Source organism: Myxococcus vastator, assembly GCF_010894475.1.
GTDB lineage: Bacteria > Myxococcota > Myxococcia > Myxococcales > Myxococcaceae > Myxococcus > Myxococcus vastator.
Genome location: NZ_JAAIYB010000132.1, coordinates 1 through 18,543 on the forward strand (window position 1 = coordinate 1; position 18,543 = coordinate 18,543).

At 70.1% G+C, this 18,543-nt stretch carries 12 protein-coding genes and 1 pseudogene; 5 read left to right on the plus strand and 8 right to left on the minus strand.

Features of this window, described 5'->3' with window-relative positions; all coding sequences use genetic code 11:
• A partial coding sequence (locus G4D87_RS15310) for a pilus assembly protein (RefSeq protein ID WP_163782805.1) occupies positions 1–4,476 on the plus strand: 4,476 nt, incomplete at its 5' end.
• A 68-nt stretch (positions 4,477–4,544) separates the two neighbouring features.
• Entirely contained in the window at positions 4,545–4,967 is a 423-nt protein-coding gene (locus G4D87_RS15315) for a GTP pyrophosphokinase (protein WP_163782806.1), read from the plus strand.
• A 97-nt stretch (positions 4,968–5,064) separates the two neighbouring features.
• Here G4D87_RS15315 and acnA read toward each other — a convergent pair whose 3' ends face one another.
• The 5 genes from acnA to G4D87_RS15340 form a co-directional block, all read right to left on the minus strand.
• Positions 5,065–7,773 carry an aconitate hydratase AcnA gene (gene acnA / locus G4D87_RS15320; RefSeq protein WP_163782807.1) on the minus strand — a complete coding sequence of 903 codons (2,709 nt, stop codon included), beginning with the start codon at positions 7,771–7,773 and terminating at the stop codon, positions 5,065–5,067.
• 144 nt (positions 7,774–7,917) lie between these two features.
• On the minus strand, positions 7,918–9,180 hold the full coding sequence (gene clsB / locus G4D87_RS15325; protein ID WP_240358300.1) for a cardiolipin synthase ClsB: 1,263 nt from the start codon (positions 9,178–9,180) through the stop codon (positions 7,918–7,920).
• A 139-nt stretch (positions 9,181–9,319) separates the two neighbouring features.
• Positions 9,320–10,891, minus strand: a complete 1,572-nt coding sequence (locus G4D87_RS15330) for an FHA domain-containing protein (RefSeq protein WP_163782809.1) — start codon at positions 10,889–10,891, stop codon at positions 9,320–9,322.
• A 6-nt stretch (positions 10,892–10,897) separates the two neighbouring features.
• Positions 10,898–11,827, minus strand: a complete 930-nt coding sequence (locus G4D87_RS15335) for a helix-turn-helix transcriptional regulator (RefSeq protein ID WP_163782810.1) — start codon at positions 11,825–11,827, stop codon at positions 10,898–10,900.
• On the minus strand, positions 11,824–12,846 hold the full coding sequence (locus tag G4D87_RS15340) for a helix-turn-helix transcriptional regulator (RefSeq protein WP_163782811.1): 1,023 nt from the start codon (positions 12,844–12,846) through the stop codon (positions 11,824–11,826). The genes G4D87_RS15335 and G4D87_RS15340 overlap by 4 nt, the downstream gene beginning before the upstream one ends.
• 312 nt (positions 12,847–13,158) lie before the next feature.
• On the opposite strand from G4D87_RS15340, the gene G4D87_RS15345 reads away from it, so the two are divergent.
• A complete protein-coding gene (locus G4D87_RS15345) occupies positions 13,159–13,629 on the plus strand; it encodes a hypothetical protein (protein WP_176409270.1) in 471 nt (156 codons plus the stop codon).
• A 4-nt stretch (positions 13,630–13,633) separates the two neighbouring features.
• Here the strand turns inward: G4D87_RS15345 and proB are convergent, their stop codons facing one another.
• Positions 13,634–14,767 carry a glutamate 5-kinase gene (proB, locus tag G4D87_RS15350; protein ID WP_163782812.1) on the minus strand — a complete coding sequence of 378 codons (1,134 nt, stop codon included), beginning with the start codon at positions 14,765–14,767 and terminating at the stop codon, positions 13,634–13,636.
• Between the two features lie 122 nt (positions 14,768–14,889).
• Between proB and hflX the strand changes: the two genes are divergently transcribed.
• Both hflX and G4D87_RS15360 read left to right on the plus strand, forming a co-directional pair.
• Entirely contained in the window at positions 14,890–16,542 is a 1,653-nt protein-coding gene (hflX, locus tag G4D87_RS15355) for a GTPase HflX (RefSeq protein ID WP_163782813.1), read from the plus strand.
• A gap of 47 nt (positions 16,543–16,589) precedes the next feature.
• The gene (locus G4D87_RS15360) at positions 16,590–17,015 is read left to right on the plus strand and encodes a hypothetical protein (RefSeq protein ID WP_163782814.1); all 426 of its coding nucleotides are present in this window, start codon (positions 16,590–16,592) and stop codon (positions 17,013–17,015) included.
• Positions 17,016–17,022: 7 nt separating this feature from the next.
• On the opposite strand, the gene G4D87_RS15365 is transcribed toward G4D87_RS15360, so the two are convergent.
• Both G4D87_RS15365 and G4D87_RS15370 read right to left on the minus strand, forming a co-directional pair.
• Positions 17,023–18,030, minus strand: a complete 1,008-nt coding sequence (locus G4D87_RS15365; RefSeq protein WP_163782815.1) for an NAD(P)H-dependent glycerol-3-phosphate dehydrogenase — start codon at positions 18,028–18,030, stop codon at positions 17,023–17,025.
• A gap of 11 nt (positions 18,031–18,041) precedes the next feature.
• Positions 18,042–18,543 (minus strand): annotated as a pseudogene (locus G4D87_RS15370) (hypothetical protein); the annotation flags it as partial.

Sequence of the window (18,543 nt, forward strand, 5' to 3'; positions counted from 1 at the left end):
CTCTTCTCCACCTTGACGGCCCTGTCCGTACTGCTGGCCGCCCCTGGCGCGCTCGCGCAGGACCCGGCGTCTTGCAGCCTGCAGTCCACCTCCCGCCTGGACGCGCTGCTCAACCCCGCCCGCGGCAGCGACGAGCGCTTCTTCACCAGCCCCAGCGGCCCGCCCAACATCCTGCTCATCCTGGATACGTCGGGCTCCATGGCGTACTGGCCCATCGCCTGGAGCAACAACAACTACTACAGCTTCGACGAGAACCAGAACGGGCAGTCCCCGGGCTGCCGCCAGGAGAACATCGACGCGCTGAACTACGACGCCAACGTCGAGTACCCGCGCATGTGGCTGTCACTCAGCAACCAGGACTCGCCCTGGTTCGTGCCGGACAGCTACTACCGCTTCGACGGCAACGGCAGCGGCACGCAGGCCAGCTTCGGGATGAACCTCAACCCCGTGCGCTTCGACCAGCCACCGCCCAACACCGTCATCAGCGACAATGCGGCGGCGGCATGCTCCAACCTGGTGGGCACCGGAAACGGCGGCAACCGGCCCGCCGCGCGCGCCGCGTGCGCGCAGTGCCTCGCGACGAAGGGCTACTTCCAGCACACGTCCAGCCGGCGCGTCGCGTCGGGCAACTTCCTCAACTTCTACTCACCGCGCGGCCACTCCGCCGTCAACGTCATCAGCCAGGTGCTCAAGGATTCGGAGCGCACGCGCTTCGGCGTGGTGACGTTCTCCGCGAGCAGCGCCGCCAGCAACACGGTGAAGTGGAACAACCAGGACGTGGTGCGCTTCGAGCGCTTCGGCCCCCGGTGTGACCAGTCACTCAACGGCGCGGAGCGTGACAACCACCGCAACAACCTGCTCCTCAAGATGAACGACGGGCTGCGCTTCAACACGGGCACGCCGCTGACGCAGGCCATGTGGGGCGCCAGCACCTACTTCCGCTCCGCCGGCAGCGACCCGTTCCCCGGCTGGTTCGGCAGCGGCTACCTGCGTGACTCGGACTTCGACGACGAGGACTCGCCCGGACGGGCCGCCACCTGCTTCACCTGCGGCTTCAACGCCATGATTCTGCTCACGGACGGTGAGCCCAACGAGCCCAGCGGTGACTCCGCCCAGGTGCCCTCCCAGGTGCGGAACCTCGAAGTCCCCTGCAACAACTGCGCGGCGGCCGGCCAGGGCAACAACAGCGGCGGCTCCAGCAGCCACATCCACCGCATCGCCAAGTGGATGTGGACGCATGACTTGCGGCCGGAGCTGGATGGGTCGCAGCAGGTGGCCACCTACACCGTGGGCTTCGCGCTGACGAACACGCAGGCCATCAACCTGCTGCGCGTCACCGCGGACGCGGGCGGCGGGCGCTTCTACGCAGCCACCAACTCCAGCCAGCTGAAGACGGCGCTCCAGTCCATCGTCGACGACGTGCAGAACCGCAACGTCGCGTTCGCCGCGGCGGCCATCTCCTCGTTCCAGACGGGCAGCTCCACGCTCAGCGCGCTGATGCCGCGCATGTCGCCCGCCTCGGGTGACAGCGCATGGCGCGGAGACTTGTGGCGCTTCAACCAGTTCAACGAGTTCGTGGAGGGAGTGGACAAGAACGGCGACGGGGACATGGACGACATCTTCGTCGTGGACCGGGACGGGGACATCGTCATCGAGGACACGTCCGGCAACTTCGTCAAGGACGGCGGCAGCACCCCGGCCAACCAGTTCTGGGAGGCGCGCCGCGCGCTGCTGGCCCGCTCCCTGGACAGCCGCAAAATCTACACGGTGACGGACAGCAACCAGGACGGGCGCATCACCGCCGCGGACAACACGGCGACGCCCATCGAGTTCACCGTGGACAACCGCGAGGCGCTGAAGAGCTACCTCGGCATCCTCGGCACCCCCGCGTGTCCGACGGTGCAGTCGCTGAGCCCCCTGGACATCGACCCGGGCACGCTGCTGGCGGGCCTCCGGCTGACGCCCCAGCAGGCCGCCGCGGCCATGAGCGTCACGATGCCCGGCTTCGGCAGCGTGGCGCAGGCGCAAACCTGGGTGAATGACCTCTGCGTGCGCACGCTCATCCAGTACGTGCGCGGCCAGGACCTGGCGGACGAAGACGGCAACGGCAACCGCACCGAGGTGCGCCGCTCCGTGATGGGCGACATCTTCCACTCCGCGCCGGTGCTGGTGGATCCACCCATGGACAAGTTCCTGTGCAACCTGGGCATGAGCAACCAGTGCACGCGCACGCTCTACAGCCAGCAACTGGGCGTGTCGCCCACGCCGCTCGCCACGGAGAACATCAGCCGCTGCGGCAACACCGTGGAGGTGGACGCGTATGACGCGTACCTGCACCGCTACCGCCGCCGGGACAAGCTGGTGCTGGTGGGCGCCAACGACGGCATGCTGCACGCCTTCCGCGACAGCACCGCCAGCGGCGACAACTGCGCGGGCGGCATGCCCATGATTGAGTACGCGCCCAGCACCGGCGAGGAGGAGTGGGCCTTCATCCCGCCGGACCTGCTGTCGCGTCTGCATGAGATGGCCAGTGGCCACCAGTACTACGTGGACGGCGACATCATGGTGCGCGACGTGTGGGCGGACGGCTCGGGCGGCTCGCAGGCGGACGGCATCAAGCAGTCCGACGAGTACCACACGATGGCGGTGATTTCGGAGGGACGCGGCGGCGTGCACTACCTGGCGCTGGAGCTGCGCGCGGACGCGGGCACCGGCCGCTTCGGCGCGCCCCGGATGCAGTGGATGTACCCGCAGCCGGACTCCCCGGAGGCCGCCCTCTTCGGCAAGACGCTCTTCTCCCTCAGCCCCAAGCCGCCGCCCATTGGCCCCGTGCTGGTGGAGGCGGGCACCGCGCCCGGCGCCGTGTCCCGCTACGACGCGGAGACCCAGGAGCGGTGGATGGTGGCCCTGTCGGGCGGCTGGTCCCCCGGCCAGGAGAAGGGCCGCGGCATCTACATGGTGGACGCGTGGTCCCCCGAGGTGAATGGCCGCACCGACAACCTGTGGTGGAAGTTCGAATACGACCCGAACGCCACCGGCGAGCAGCACGGGCCCGCGCGGCACCTCACCCACAGCGTGGCGGCGCCCGTGGCGCTGGTGGACTACGGCGTGGCGGGCAACGTGCAGCAGGATGGCTTCTTCGACACGGCCGTCTTCGGTGACATGCGCGGCCAGCTCTGGGTGGCGCGCATGTCCGTGCCCGGCGCGCTGGACCCGTCCACGCGGCTCATCCGCAACTGGAGCGCCGCGCGCGCCTTCCAGATGGACCGGGACTCCGTGGGCCCCTCGGGCGTCCCGGGCACCAGCCTGACGCGCACGTGGCCCTTCTATTACGTGCCCTCCATCGGCATCCAGCCGGGCACGGGCGCCATGCGCGCGCTCGTCGGCACGGGTGACCGCTACGCGCTGCTGGATGACCAGGCCGGCATCTGCCGCTTCGACAACCCGCAGGCCTGCGCGCGCTACGGGTGCGGCAACGTGGAGGTGGACTACCGCGTGGACCGGATTGGCCAGAACATCACCCAGTCGCGGCACCAGTGGACGCAGCGAGGGCTGGCGCAGTCCACGCTGACGCGCGGGACGGCCTCGCAACCCGCTTGCGGCGATCCGGGCCAGACGGTGGTGTCCGCCCGGTTCACCCGGCACGAGGCCCGCTCCTGCCCGGGGGCGCCCCAGGACTACACCTCCATGAGCCCCGCGCGCGTGGAGTGTGGCAAGGACGCCGCGGGCAACTTCCGCTGCCTCGACGTGAGCAACGTGGCGCCCAACTTCGCGGACCTGGAGCTGACCCGCAGCGTCAACGCCATCGGGAAGAACCGCTTCTACGGCGTGCGCGTGTACGGCGTCACCGGGCAGACGTTCGCCGAGGACGCCACCGCTGTCTCCCCGGACGGCCCCCTGACGGCGAGCCAGTTCGACGCGGAGCGCCTGAGCGACCGCACGGGCGACAACGACACCAGCGGCGACCTGGTGGACGTGACGAACATCACCTGCGACGCGTCCGGGGCCTGCTCCGCGACGGGCGCCGCGCCGGAGAGCCCGGGGTGGATGCTGGAGTACACGGACAACCACACCCACAAGACGGCGGGCGGCGCGGCCACGGTGGCCAGCTGCACGCTGTGGAACGTCATCTACCCGTCGCAGGACGGCGAGGTGTGCAGCAGCACCGCCGCCCGGGCCCGCTTCTACCAGGCGGACTTCCTCAGCGGCCTGCCCAACTGCGCCGCGTCCTTCGACAACGCGCGCTTCCAGGAGCGCGCGGTGCTGTCGCCGCCGCCCGAGCCCGCCACCGCGGTGATGATTTCGCCCACGGGCAGCGTGAAATACAGCGCCATCATGCAGGAGCCCGGGCAGCGCCAGGCCACCTCGGTGGACGTGTCGGAGAACAGCGAGGTGCTGCGGAACGTGTACGAGCTGCCCCTCACCCAGGAGCAGCACGCCTGCCGTCACGAGGACGCGGCCCGCTGCCTGCCGTGATGACGTGAGGGCCCGCCGCCGCCCTCTCCAGCTCGCCTGGGGAGGGCGTCCGGCGTTAGAAGACGGGCATGCCCACACTCGAAGACGCCATCGCGCTCGCGGTGGCCGCGCACCACGGCCAGCGAGACAAGGCCGGCCAGACGTACATCCTCCACCCGCTGCGGGTGATGATGCGGCTGGACACGGACGAGGAGCGCACGGTGGCCATCCTCCACGACGTGGTGGAGGACACGCCCTACACGCTCGAGCGCCTGCGCGAGCTGGGCTACCCGGAAGCCGTCCTGGGCGCGTTGGACGCGCTCACCCGCCGCCAGGATGAGACCTACGAGGCCTTCATCGAACGGCTGCGCCCGCTGGCGCTCGCCCGCCGCGTGAAGCTGGCGGACCTGGAGGACAACATGGACGTGCGGCGGCTGGCCGCGGTGACGCCCAAGGACGCCGAGCGCCTGGCCCGCTACCGCGCCGCCTGGGCCCGCCTGCGCGAGCCGTGAAGACACGACGGCCCGGAGCGCCACCAGGGACACTCCGGGCCGCGGTGCTACCGGCGCCCGCCGAGGAAAGCAGGGCGCCGGTTCCTTCGACTCCGCGCTAGGCCTTGGCCAGCTGGCGGAGCACGTACTGCAGGATGCCGCCGTGGCGGTAGTAGTCGAGCTCGTTCGGCGTGTCGATGCGGCACACCACCGTGAACTCCTTGGTGCCGCTCTCACCCGTGGCCTTCACGGTGAGCTTCTTCTGCGGCGCCAGGTCCTGCGCCACGCCGGTGATGTCGAACTTCTCGTGGCCGGTGAGGCCCAGCGACGCCGCGTCCTGGCCCGCCTCGAACTGGAGCGGCAGCACGCCCATGCCCACCAGGTTGGAGCGGTGGATGCGCTCGAAGCTCTTGGCGATGACGGCCTTCACGCCCAGCAGCATGGTGCCCTTGGCCGCCCAGTCACGGCTGGAGCCGGTGCCGTACTCCGCGCCCGCCAGCACCACCAGCGGCGTGCCCTCCGCCTGGTACTTCATGGACGCGTCGTAGATGCTCATCCGCTCGCGCGTGGGGATGTGGACGGTGACGCCGCCCTCCACGCCCGGAACCAGCAGGTTCTTCAGGCGGATGTTGGCGAAGGTGCCGCGCACCATCACCTCGTGGTTGCCGCGGCGCGCGCCGTAGGAGTTGAAGTCCTTGGGCTCCACGCCGTTGGCCATGAGGTACTTGGCCGCCGGGCTCGCCTTGGCGATGTTGCCCGCGGGGGAGATGTGGTCCGTGGTGACGGAGTCACCCAGCAGCGCCATGACGTGCGCGCCATGGATGTCCTGCGCGGGCTTGGGCTCCTTCGGCAGGTTCTCGAAGAAGGGCGGCTTGCGCACGTAGGTGGACGTGTCGTCCCACTGGAACGTGGCGCCCTTGCCCACCGGCAGCTGCTGCCAGAGCGCGTCGCCTTCCATGGCGTTGGCGTACTGGCTGCGGAACTGCTCCGGCTTCACGGAGGTGCGGATGACCTCCTGAATCTCCTCGTTGGTCGGCCAGATGTCGCGCAGGAACACGGGGCGGCCGTTGGGGTCGGTGCCCAGCGGCGCGTTGTCCAGGTCCATGCCCACCTCGCCAGCCAGCGCGTAGGCCACCACCAGCGGCGGGCTGGCCAGGTAGTTCATGCGCACGTGCGGGTTGATGCGGCCTTCGAAGTTGCGGTTGCCGGACAGCACCGCGGCCACCACGAGGTCCCCCTCGGTGACGGCGTTGGCCACGGGCTCCGTCAGCGGACCGGAGTTGCCGATGCACGTCGTGCAGCCGTAGCCCACGATGTGGAAGCCCACGGCCTCCAGGTAGGGCAGCAGGCCAGCGTCGCGCAGGTACTCGCTGACCACGCGGCTGCCCGGGGCCAGCGACGTCTTCACCCACGGCTTCGGGTTGAGGCCGCGCTCCACGGCCTTCTTCGCCAGGAGGCCCGCGCCCACCAGCACCGCCGGGTTGGAGGTGTTGGTGCAGGACGTAATCGACGCGATGACCACCGCGCCGTGGCCCACCTGGTAGCTCTGGCGGCCGTTCTTCACGGTGACCGTCTGGGCCAGGCGCTCGGGAGGCACCGCGGCGGCGGTCGTGCCCGCGTCCTTGCCCTTGCCGGCCGACAGCATCTCCACCAGCGACTTCTCGTAGCCGGCCTTCATGTCCTTGAGGGGCACGCGGTCCTGCGGGCGCTTGGGGCCGGCGAGGCTGGGCACCACGGTGGACAGGTCCAGCTCCAGCGTGTCGCTGAAGAGGGGCTCCTCGGCGTCGTCACGCCGCCACAGGCCCTGCTCCTTGGCGTAGGCCTCCGTGAGGGCGACCAGGTCGTCCGGACGGCCGGTGAAGCGCAGGTAGTTGAGGCTCTCCTCGTCCACCGGGAAGAAGCCGATGGTGGCGCCGTACTCGGGCGCCATGTTCGCGATGGTGGCCCGGTCCGGCAGGGACAGGTTCTTCAGGCCGCTGCCGTAGAACTCCACGAACTTGCCCACCACGCCCTTCTTGCGAAGCATCTGCGTGACGGTGAGCACCAGGTCCGTGGCGGTGGCGCCCGCGGGCAGCTTGCCGGCGAGCTTGAAGCCCACCACCTGCGGAATCAGCATGGTGATCGGCTGGCCCAGCAGCGCGGCCTCGGCCTCGATGCCGCCCACGCCCCAGCCCACCACGCCCAGGCCGTTGATCATCGTGGTGTGGCTGTCGGTGCCCACCAGCGTGTCCGGGTACACGGTGCTGCCCTGACGGAACGTCACGTGCGCCAGGAACTCCAGGTTGACCTGGTGACAGATGCCGATGTCCGGCGGCACCACGCCAAAGCCCTTGAACGCGCTCTGGCCCCAGCGGAGGAACGCGTACCGCTCACGGTTGCGCTCGAACTCCAGCTCCGCGTTCTCCTTGAACGCGGCGGACGTCGCGAAGGAATCAATCTGCACCGAGTGGTCGATGACCAGGTCGGCCGGGTTGCGCGGGTTGATTTTGTCCGGGTTGCCGCCCATGGAGGACAGCGCCTCACGCATGGCCGCCAGGTCCACCACCGCGGGCACGCCCGTGAAGTCCTGGAGCAGCACGCGCGCCGGGTGGAAGGAAATCTCCACGTCCGGGGTGGCCTTGGGGTCCCAGGCCAGCATCTTCTCCACGTGCTCGCGATTCACCACGCGGCCATCCTCGTGCCGCAGCAGGTTCTCCAGCAGGACCTTCAGCGAGAACGGCAGGCGGTTCACCGCCGGGTGGGATTTGGCCAGCTTGCCCAGGCTGAAGAGGTCGTAGGTGGCGGAACCCACCTTGAGCTGGGACTTCGTGCCGAAACTGTCGGTCATGTGTTGTGCCGTCCTTCCTTGCGCGGGATGCGGCAACTTCTAGGCCCCCCTTTGACGCGTTGCAAAGGGTTCCTGCGAGCGCATTGAAGGCCGGACGCTTCGAGCCGCGGGGATGCGCCCCGCTGAGGGGCGGGCAGGCAGGGCTCAAATGATTTTGCGAAGCAGAGACAGTGCCCGCTCCAGCAGCTTCTGCCACAGGGGCCGGCGGCGGAACTCCGCCAGCGTGACCTCGCGGCAGTCCCCGCAGTCGGCACGGAAGGAGTCCTCCAGTTGCTGTCCCAGGCGAGCGTCGGCGAAGACGGCGTTCACCTCGTGATTGAAGGCCAGGCTGAGGCGCTCCAGGTTGAACGAACCGATGGTGCCCCACACCCCGTCCACCACGGCCGTCTTGGCGTGCAGCACGCCGCGCTGCCATTCGAAGATGCGGACGCCCGCGCCCAGCAGCCGCTCGTAGAAGGCCCGGGCCATGAACTCCAGGAGGGGGTGGTCACTGCGAGCGTTGAGCAGCAGATGGACCTCCACCCCGCGCCGGGCCGCCTCCCGCAGCGCCATCACCATGCGGCGGTCCGGGATGAAGTAGGCGGCGGCCACCAGCACGCTGCGCCGGGCCCGGCGGATGGCGTGCAGATAGGACCGGTGGATGCTTCGCCGACTGGACAACACCGCCAGCCCCACCGCGCCGCGGCGGGGCGGCGGGTTGCGCAGGCGCTCCAGCCGCCGCGTCAGCCGGTGGAAGCGGCCCTGGAACATCATCCGCCACGTGGCGGAGAAACACCGCTCCAGCTCGTGGACGGCCGGCCCTTCGATGCGCAGCACGTCATCCCGCCACGCCGCGCCCAGCTCCGCGGGCGCCCAGTGGGCGGAGATGTTCACCCCGCCGGTGAAGGCCACCTCACCGTCCACCACCAGGATTTTGCGGTGGTCCCGCCGCAGCAGGTGCCGCAGCCCGCGTGACAGGCTGAAGGGCTTGAAGGCGCGGATGTCCACGCCCCGCGCGCGCAGCCCGGCGAAGAAGCTCCGGCGGCTCGTCCACGAGCCCACCGCGTCGTACAGCACCTTCACGTGCACGCCGCGCTCGGCCGCCTCCGCCAGCGCCTCGCCGAACCGCTCGCCCACGGCGTCGGAGACGAACATGTACGTCTCCAGGCGGACATAGCGGCGCGCCTGGCGGATGGCCTCCAGCATCGCCGGGTAGGCCTCCACGCCGTCCCGCAGCAGCTGGCAGGCGTTGCCCTGCACCACCGCGTGGCGGCGAGGCAGGTAGTAGCGCGACAGGAGCAGCCCGGAGACGTTGGGGCTCCACACCGGCCCATGCTCCGGCACGGGCCCCGGGGGCGTGGGCGCGCGCCGCGGCGCGCCCGTGTCCGCCTCCTCCGACTGCTCGGTCAACGCCTCCGGCTCACGCATGGCCTCCCAACGGTGCGGATGCCCGCGGGCCCTGGCAACCCGAGCCGCTTCGCAGCCGGGCTTCCCGTGCCAGCCGATGTCCGGAAGCCGACGGGACAAGCCCGTGACTTCACGAACACCGGAAAGCCGTGGCGTGCGCCTAGAGGCCGTACTCCGCGCGCTTGGCGTCCGCGCGGGTGGCGCACGGCTGGTCGAACTCCGGGAAGTACTCCTTCACATGGTCCAGGGTGGCGGAGGCGCTCTTGTAGTTGCCCTGGTTGTAGTAGCCCTCCACCTCCAGCAGCAGCTTGGAGCAGGTGCGGTCCAGCTCCTGCTGCGCCGCCTTCATGCGCTCCTGGGCGTCGTAGTAGAGGTCCGGCTTCGGCTCCGGGTGGGCCTCCAGCATCAGCCACGACACGCGGAAGGACTTCCAGGCCTCGTAGCGGTTGCGAGCGCCGATGTCCGGCGTCTGGAAGTGCTTCAAGCCCCGCTTGTGGTACTCGGTGGCCTCGCGCACCAGCTCCTCGGGCAGCAGGTCCGGCAGCAGCGCGCGCTCCACCCAGATGTTCCAGATGGTCCACGGGTCTTCGCCCGGCGGATTCTTCACGTTGTCGAAGATGATGCGGTTGGGCTCGCCCTTCTTCAGGTGCTGCGCCGGAATCATCAGCTCGATGGAGCGGTCCTGGCTGGCCAGCGTGTCGGGCGGCACCTTGCCCACGTCCACGCCGTTGACGCTCACCACGACCTCGTCCTTGGAGATGCCCTGGGCCTGGTAGTGGAGGATGACCACCGCGCGCGTGGCGGCGGTGTACTCCCACTCGAAGACCTTCATGTCCGCGCGCTCCCACGTCACGCCCGGCCCCAGGCCGAACGACTCGCGGATGGGCTGGCCGCTGAGCATCGCGGGCTCCTCGCCCACCGGCTGGCCGTCCTCGCCGCTCAGCACCAGCCAGTAGAGGACGCCGAACAGCGCGAGCACCATGGCCACGCCGCCGCCGATGATGCCGGTGCGCACGCCCTGGCTGGCGTCCGCCCAGAAGAGCTTCGCGCTGGACACCACGCCGGGGGACTCACGCCGGATGCGCGCGCGCTCCGCCGCGGACAAGCCCCCACCCCCCGACGCGGACGGCGCCGGACGGGCCCGGGCCGGCGGGGGCGAGCTGGCCGGCCGCCTCGCGGGAGGCGCCGTGGGCGCCGAGCGTTCAATGGCCGCCGGCCGTGAGCCGCTCTGCCCCTGGGACACGGGGCGCAGGGCCTGCAGGTTGGAGCGGGTGGCGCCCTCGCGGATTTCGTCCAGCGCCTCCTGGTCGGCACCGTCCGGGGCCAGCGCGACGCCCTTGTTGCGCTGCCGCTTCAAGGAGTCCAGGGAGACGATGCGCGTGCTGCCATCGCCTTCCTGGGCGCCGGCGGGCAGCTCCTCTTCGCCCGTGGCTGGCTCGTCCGTCAGCATGCCGAAGATGAACGTCACCGGCCCCAGGGTCAGCTTGTCGCCGTCCTCGAGCACCTGCGTCTTCACCGGGCTGCCGTTGACGAGCGACCCGTTGGCGCTGCCCTGGTCCTCGACGGAGTAGGCATCACCGTCGAGGAAGATGCGACAGTGGCGCCGGGACACACCCGGGTCGAACAGCGCGACGTCACAATCCGTCGAACGGCCGATGAGAACGGAGTCCTGGTCGAAGACGAACTCCTTACCGGCTTCTCTACCCTCGGAGATCGTCAGCTGGAAAGGCATGGGGGGTCACAATCCTACAGAGGCCCGCGCCGCTCGGGCAACGGCCGCACGCGCGGAGGGCGGTTCCATGACCTGCGCCTCGCCACCGAAGGACAGGACCCACTGGGTGAGCCAGCGCTCGCTGTCCCCCGCCACCAGCACCTCCACGCCCCCGTCAGCGAGCGGGCGGGCGTCCTGGCCGAAGCGCTCCTTCACATACGGTGCGGCCACGGGGGAGAAGCGCACACGCACCGTGGCATCCTTCAAGCCCCGCGCCGGGTTGGGCACGTCCGCCCGGGCGTCCGCGGGCGGCTGGAAGGACACGTCCGTGACGAGGATGTCCTCCATCCGGTCCAGGCGGAACAGGCGCGCGTCCTGCCGGGTGTGGCAGTAGCCCTGCAGGTACCACTGCCCCCGGTGGCTGAGCAGCTCGTAGGGGCGCACGGTGCGCGGCTCCGGCGACCGGCCGGGGCTGGCGTAGCCGAACGTCACCTCCAGGCGCTCGATGATGGCGCGGGTGAGCGGCCCCAGGGCCTGGGGCGCCTCCGTGGACGCATCAATCTTCCGGTACATCTCCCGGTAGCGCTCGCGGGTGGCGGGCGGCAGCACGCGCTCCAGCTTCTCCAGGGCGCTCTGCAACGCGTCCCCCGTGGCCGGCCGCAGCAGCTCCGCCGACGCGGCCAGCGCCGCGGCCTCGCCCGGCGTCAACCGGGGCGGCGCGAACAGGCGCTGATCCAGGTCCACGTAGACGCGGTCGTTGTCCACGTAGATGTCGATGTAGTCGTCCGGGTTGAAGGGCGGCCGGCCCACGCAGGTGAGCAGGTCCAGTTCCTCCAGCAGGTCCTCGCGGCTGACGTTGAGGGCGCGCGCGAGCGCCTCCACGGTGACGCCGGGGTGCTTGGAGACGTAGGGGACCAGGAACAGCAGGCGGCGGAGCCGCTCGTGGACGTTGCTCATGCGCTCACCTTGTCCAGCGAATCGTCGTGGCACGCCACGATGCGCGAGGCCATCTCCCGCAGGCGCGCCTGCGCCCGCTCCGGGCCCTCCACGCGGCAGTCCGGCCCCAGCGCCAGGCAGAAGCGCATCAGGCCATCCACGAACGTCACCGGCAGCCGCGCCCGCACCGCCCCCGCCTCCGCGGGCTCCAGCGAGGCGCCGGGCAACAGGCTCGCGGCCCGCGAGGCCAGCGTGCCCGACAGGTGGAGCACCACCTCCACCTGCTCATGGAAGCGGTGCTGCCACGGGAAGTACGCCACGTGGGCCTCCAGCGAGAAGTCCGCCGGCACCTGGAAGTCCGGCGTGCGCGGGCGCGCCGTGTTCACCTTCAGCTCGCGAATCCGGTGGACGTGGAAGGTCCGCAGGTCCTTGCGCAGGTGGCAGTACCCCACCAGCGTCCAGGCGCCGCGGCGCAGCGCCAGCCCATACGGGTCCACGCGCCGCTGCGTGGTGCCGACCTGCTTGGGGCTGGCATACGTCAGGTCCACCCATTTGCGGGCCGCGCACGCATCCCAGAGCTGCTCCAGGCGCGCGGAGATCTCCTTCTCCTGGCCCTCATGCACGGAGCCCAGCTCCATGCGCACCCGGGGTGTAGGCAGGGATTGACCGGCGAAGAAGCCGATCTTCCGCAGCGCGTGCGCCAGGTCGTCCCGGCCCGGGAAGGCGCCCGACGCCAGCGCCGCGGAGCCGGCGGCATAGAGCACGGCCAGCTCTTCCTTGGAGAGGTCCGCCTCCGGAAGGTAGTAGGCGTCCCTATCGACGAGGTAGCCGTCCCGCCGCTCGTCATCGCCCTGCACGTACGTCAGCGGAAAGCCCAGCTCCACGAGCTCCGCCTTGTCGCGCTCGAACTTGCGCTCGGCGGCATCATCGGAGCCGCCGTAGTCACCAGGGAAGTGCTCGCGCAGCTCGGCCCAGGAGATGGGCTCGCGCGCGTCGAGCAGAAGGGCCACGAGGTCGAGGATGCGTTCGGTGCGGTCCATTGGAAAGGTCGGCGACGATGCCGGGCGGACCCGGGGGGGTCAAGAAGTGGACGTGTGGGTGGGAAACAGATGAGCGGTCCGCCCGCGTCCGCGAGATAGCCGGACGGGACTGAACAGACAAGCAGGTAATCGCCTGTGGGTGCGGCCATCCTCATTCCAGCGGACAAGGACTTGGGCGGGGGACTCGCACGACGGGCATGATCTGGGTTATTGCTGCACCATTCCGTGGAAGTGGAGAAGACGCGGACGGGCCCTGCCTGTCCGCATGCCGCGTGGCCGACGCGGCGAGCGGAGCCTCTGAAGGGACTCACGATGAGCGGCATCACCCTCGTCCGTAATGTGGTGGCCGGGTTGGCGATGTTCGTGGGCGTCACGAGCATGGCCGCGCCTGCGCCCGTGCGCGCGGAGCCCCTCTACTTCGCCGTCGAGGTCCGCCGCGATGGGCGCCTGGTGGCCCAGCCCAAGCTGCTGGGTGAGACGGGCCGCACCCTTCGCGCCGAGCGCCGCCGCCCCGGAGCGCCCCTGCCCGACTACCGGCTGGTCCTCACGCCCAGGGCCGAAGGCCAGTCGTTCCTCCTCCAGCTGGACCTGCTCCTCCCCGAGGCGAAGGGCCACTCCGAGCTGGCGCTGCTCCACGGCCAGGAGCGCAAGCTCCAGCTCGGCCGCGTGCCCGGGGAGCTCGAGGTCTCCCTGCTGCTGATGAAGGTGGACTCGCCGGAGTTCCGCGCGCTCATGCAGCTGGGCGAAAGCTGCGGCAAGTCGCTGTCCACCTCGTCCATCTGACCGGCTACAGCACCGCCAGGTCGTCGCGGTGCACGGCCTCGTCCAGGTAGCGGTAGCCCAGCACCGCTTCGATGTCCGCCGTGTGGTGTCCGGCGATGCGTCGCAGCTCGTTGGCGTCGTAGGCCGCCAGCCCCCGCGCGAACACGGCGCCCTCCGCATCCACCAGGTCCACCGGGTCTCCGCGCCCGAAGTCGCCCTCCACGCCGCGCACGCCGCTGGGCAGCAGGCTGCGCTTGCCGGTGACAATGGCCTCGCGCGCGCCGGCATCCACCGTGAGCGTCCCGCGTGCGCGCAGGGCATGGGCAATCCACGCGGCGCGGGCGCTGCGGCGGCTGCCCGTGGGCTCGAAGAGGGTCCCCACGTCCGCGCCTTCCAGGACGGCGCGCAGGCGGCCGGGCACGGCGCCGGACGTAATCACGCAGTGGATGCCGGAATCAGAGGCGCGCGCGGCCGCCCGCACCTTGGTGCTCATGCCGCCCGTCCCCACCCCGCTGCTCGCGCCGGTGGCGAGCGCCAACACCTCCGGCGTCACCTGCATCACCGTGGTCACCAGCTCCGCGTTCGCGTCGCGCCAGGGGTCACCGGTGTAGAGGCCCTCCACGTCCGACAGCAGAACGAGCGCGTCGGCGTCCACCACGCCAGCGACGAGGCCCGCCAGCGTGTCGTTGTCACCGAACTTCAGCTCGTCCACGGAGACGGTGTCGTTCTCGTTGATGACGGGGACGACGCCCGCCGTCAGCAGCCGCTCCAGCGTGTGCTTCACGTTGAGGTAGCGCCGGCGCTCCTGCACGTCCTCGTGGGTGAGCAGCACCTGGGCCACCGCCTTCCCGCGCGCGGCGAAGGCCTCTTCGTAGGCCTGCATCAGCCGGCTCTGCCCCACCGCCGCGCACGCCTGCTTGCCTGGGATGTCGCGAGGGCGCGAGGGCAGGCCCAGCCGCTCGACCCCCAGGGCGATGGCCCCGCTGGACACCACCACCAGCTCGCGGCCCTGCGCGGCCCACAACAAGTCCTGGCCCAGCGCATCGAAGTGCTGACGATTGAACCGCCCGGTGGCGTTCGTCAGCGCGTTGGTGCCGATTTTCACCACCACCCGCCGGGCGGCGCGCAGGGCGGTGCGTCCCGTGGAAATCGAACTCACGGGGCGTCAGCGTAGGTCAGAAATGGAAGACGCGCGCGTCCGGCGTGTTTTCCTCACAGCGGCAGTCATAGAGTCGTCCGAAAAAGGTGGGGGCCCCAACGCCTCCGCCAGGAGAGCACGGTTTGAAGGAAATCTACGGCAACACCCTGGGCCTCAAGTCGAGCGAGCAGCACCGCCTGCGCAACACCTTCCGCCGGCGCGTCCCACCGCACGAAATCGTGTCGCCCGAGCTTGCCCGGCACCTCACCGAGCTGTCGCGTGAGACGAACCGGCAGGTGGGTGTGCTCGTCAACCGGAAGGGCGAAATCGAGCACGTCATCGTGGGCAGCGCCCACAAGCTCGAGCTGCCGGACATCGGCCGCGCCCGCGCGGGCCAGGTGCGTCTGCGTGGCCTCCGCCTGGTCCACACCCACCTGAAGAGCGAGCCGCTCACCAAGGACGACCTCACGGACCTCGCGCTGCTGCGCCTGGACTGCGTGGCGGCCATTGGCGTGGGCCACGACGGCCTGCCCGGCGTCCTGCACTACGCCTACCTCGTTCCGGAGAACAGCTCCGGCGAATTCTGGCACGTCGAGACGCTGCCCTCCGTCCACGTGGTGCAGCCGGACCTCATGGACACGCTGGGCGCGCTGGAGGAGGAGTTCAACCGCAAGGCGGCGTCACGCAAGGTGGGCGGCCGGGAGAAGGCCATCCTCGTGGCGGTGTGCCTGGACGGCAACCGCGCCCTGGCCGAGTCCAGCCTGGCGGAGTTGAAGGAGCTGGCGCGCACCGCGGGCGTGGAGGTCATCGACTCCGTGCTCCAGGTGAAGCGCGAGGCGGACCCGCGCTACCTCATCGGACGCGGAAAGCTGGAGGACCTCAACCTGCGCTCCATGCAGTCCATGGTGGACCTCCTCATCTTCGACAAGGACCTCACCCCGTCCCAGGGCCGGCACATCGGCGAGGCCACCAGCCTCAAGGTCCTGGACCGCTCACAGCTCATCCTCGACATCTTCGCGCAGCGCGCGCAGAGCGCCGAGGGCAAGCTCCAGGTGGAGCTGGCGCAGCTGAAGTACCGGCTGCCGCGCCTGGTGCAGAGCGACGATTCGCTCAGCCGGCTCATGGGCGGCATTGGCGGACGTGGCCCGGGTGAGACGAAGCTGGAAATCGACCGCCGCCGCGTGCGCGAGCGAATCACCCACCTGGAGAAGCGCATCGACGCGATTGGCAGGGAGCGCAGCGTGCGCCGGGCCCAGCGCAACCGGCGCGAGCTGCCCGTCATCTCCATTGTCGGCTACACCAACGCCGGCAAGTCCACGCTCCTCAACGCGATTACCAACGCCGAGGTGCTGGCGGAGAACAAGCTGTTCGCCACGCTGGACCCCACCAGCCGGCGGCTGCGCTTCCCGCGGGAGCGGGAGGTCATCATCACCGACACGGTGGGCTTCATCCGCGATTTGCCCAAGGACCTGGTCGCCGCCTTCCGCGCCACGCTGGAGGAGCTGTACGACGCCAGCCTGCTGCTCCACGTCGTGGACGCGGCGGACCCCGCCCGCGACGAGCAGGTGGAGGCGGTGGAGAAAATCCTCGAGTCGCTCGACTTGATGGAGAAGCCGCGCCTCATGGTGTGGAACAAGGCGGACCTGCTGCCGCCGGACGAAGTGGAGGCGCTGCTGCGCTCCCGGGGCGGCGTGGCCATCAGCGCCGCGACGCGCGAGGGCCTGGCGACGCTGCTGGCCAAGGCGGACACCACGCTGTTCGCCGAAGGCGCCACCGCGGCCATCGGCGCCGTCTGAGCCCGCGGTTGCCGGGCAGGCACGGCTCCCCGTAGAGTCGGGGGGCCGTGTCGACTCCATTCTTCACACCCCTGCTGCTGGCCCAGGCTGACTACGCGAAGCCTGTGTCCTCGCTGTCTCCGAAGTACTTCGAGCTGCTGGAGCAGAACAGCCACATCATCTACCCCGTGCTGGCGATTCTGACGCTGGTCATCATCGCCGCGGGTGTCCTCCAGGCGTGGCGCACGCAGGACCTGGACGGCCTCCAGAAGAACGAGTTCAAGCGCGCCATCGTCAACGAGCTGCGCCGCAACATCAGCGGCATGCCCGGTGACTTGCTGGCGAAGTCCGTGGGGCTGGACCGGCTCAAGACGAACCGCCTGCTGGAGCAGATGCAGCAGGAGGGCCTGGTGATGAGCCACACCAACTCCCAGCGGCTCACCGTGTGGCGCGTCCGCGGCGCCACGCCGGACGCGGCGCCGCGCCGCTTCTGAAGGCCGCTCAGACGCCCGCCAGCTCCGACTTCGGCTGGCGCGTCATCAGGTCCACCACCGCCGAGCGCGCGCTCTTGCCCTCGTGGGCAATCAGGTACACCTGGTGGCAGATGGGCAGCTCCACGCCCGTCTTGAGCTCCAGCTCGTGCGCGCTGCGGGCCGTCTTCACGCCTTCGGCCACTTCCTTCATGTCCGCGAGGATGTCCGGCAGCGTGCGGCCCTTGCCCAGCTCCATGCCCACGTGCCGGTTGCGGCTCAGCTCACCGGTGCACGTCAGCACCAGGTCGCCCATGCCGGACAGGCCGGAGAGCGTCAGCGGGTTGGCGCCCTTGCGCACCGCCAGGCGCGTAATCTCCGCCAGGCCGCGGGTGATGATGGCCGCGCGCGCGTTGTGGCCCATGCCCAGGCCGTCCGCCATGCCGGCGGCAATCGCGATGACGTTCTTCAGCGCGCCGCCGTACTGCACGCCCACCACGTCCGTGGACGTGTAGCTGCGGAACGTCTCCGTCTGCAGCGCCTTCTGGCAGCGCAGCGCCACCTTGTCCCAGTGCGAGGCGATGGTCACCACCGTGGGCATGCGCCGCGCCAGCTCCTTGGCGAAGCTGGGGCCGGACAGCACCGCGAGGTACGGGTGGAACTCCTCCGGCAGGCAGTCCTCCAGGAGCTCCGTCATCGTCAGCAGCGTCCCGTTCTCGATGCCCTTCGACACCGTGACGATGGGGACATGGCGCGGCAGGAACGCCTGGGCCTTCGCCACCACCTCGCGCGTGGCGTGGCTGGGCGTGGCCAGCACCACCAGCTCCGCGCCCGCGAGCGCCTCCTGGAGGTCATTCGTGGCGCGCACGCGCTCCGAGATGGGGATGCCCTTCAGGTAGGTGGGATTCTCGTGCTGGGCGTTGATGGCCTCCACGACGGAGGGCTCACGGCCCCACAGACGCACCTCCTCGCAATTGACCGCGAGCACGTTCGCCAGGGCGGTACCGAAGGAGCCGGAGCCGATGACACTGCCACGCATGGAAGACCTCTCTAGAAACCAGTCACGACGCCAAAGGTGATGACGGGCATGAAGTCCGTCTCGTCAGGCCGGGTGCGGATGTCCCCGCCAATCGTCAGAGCGTAGGACGTTTTCTCACTCACGGGGATTTCCGCGCCCAATCGCACCGGAAAGGCGCCGGACAGCGCCACGTCGGGGGGCAGGCCGCCCAGCGGCACCCCTTGAATGGGCTCGGTGTCCAGCGCCATCAGGTAGCGGACGTCCAGGGACAGCCGCGGCGCGCGGGCGCCCGCGAGCTGGAGACTGCCGACGAGGCCGGGCAGCACGTTCCAGTTGCGGCGCCCGCTGTAGTAGCGCGCACCCCGGTCCTCCACGCTCGCGGGCCGCAGGAAGAAGGCATGGCTGCCCTCCACCGCCACACCCACGCTCCACCGGGGCCCGCCGTCGAAAACCATCCACCGCGCGCCCACGCGCAGCTCGTTCATCAACCCGTAGGCGCTGTCCACGCCGGCCAGCACGTCCACGCGGCGGTGG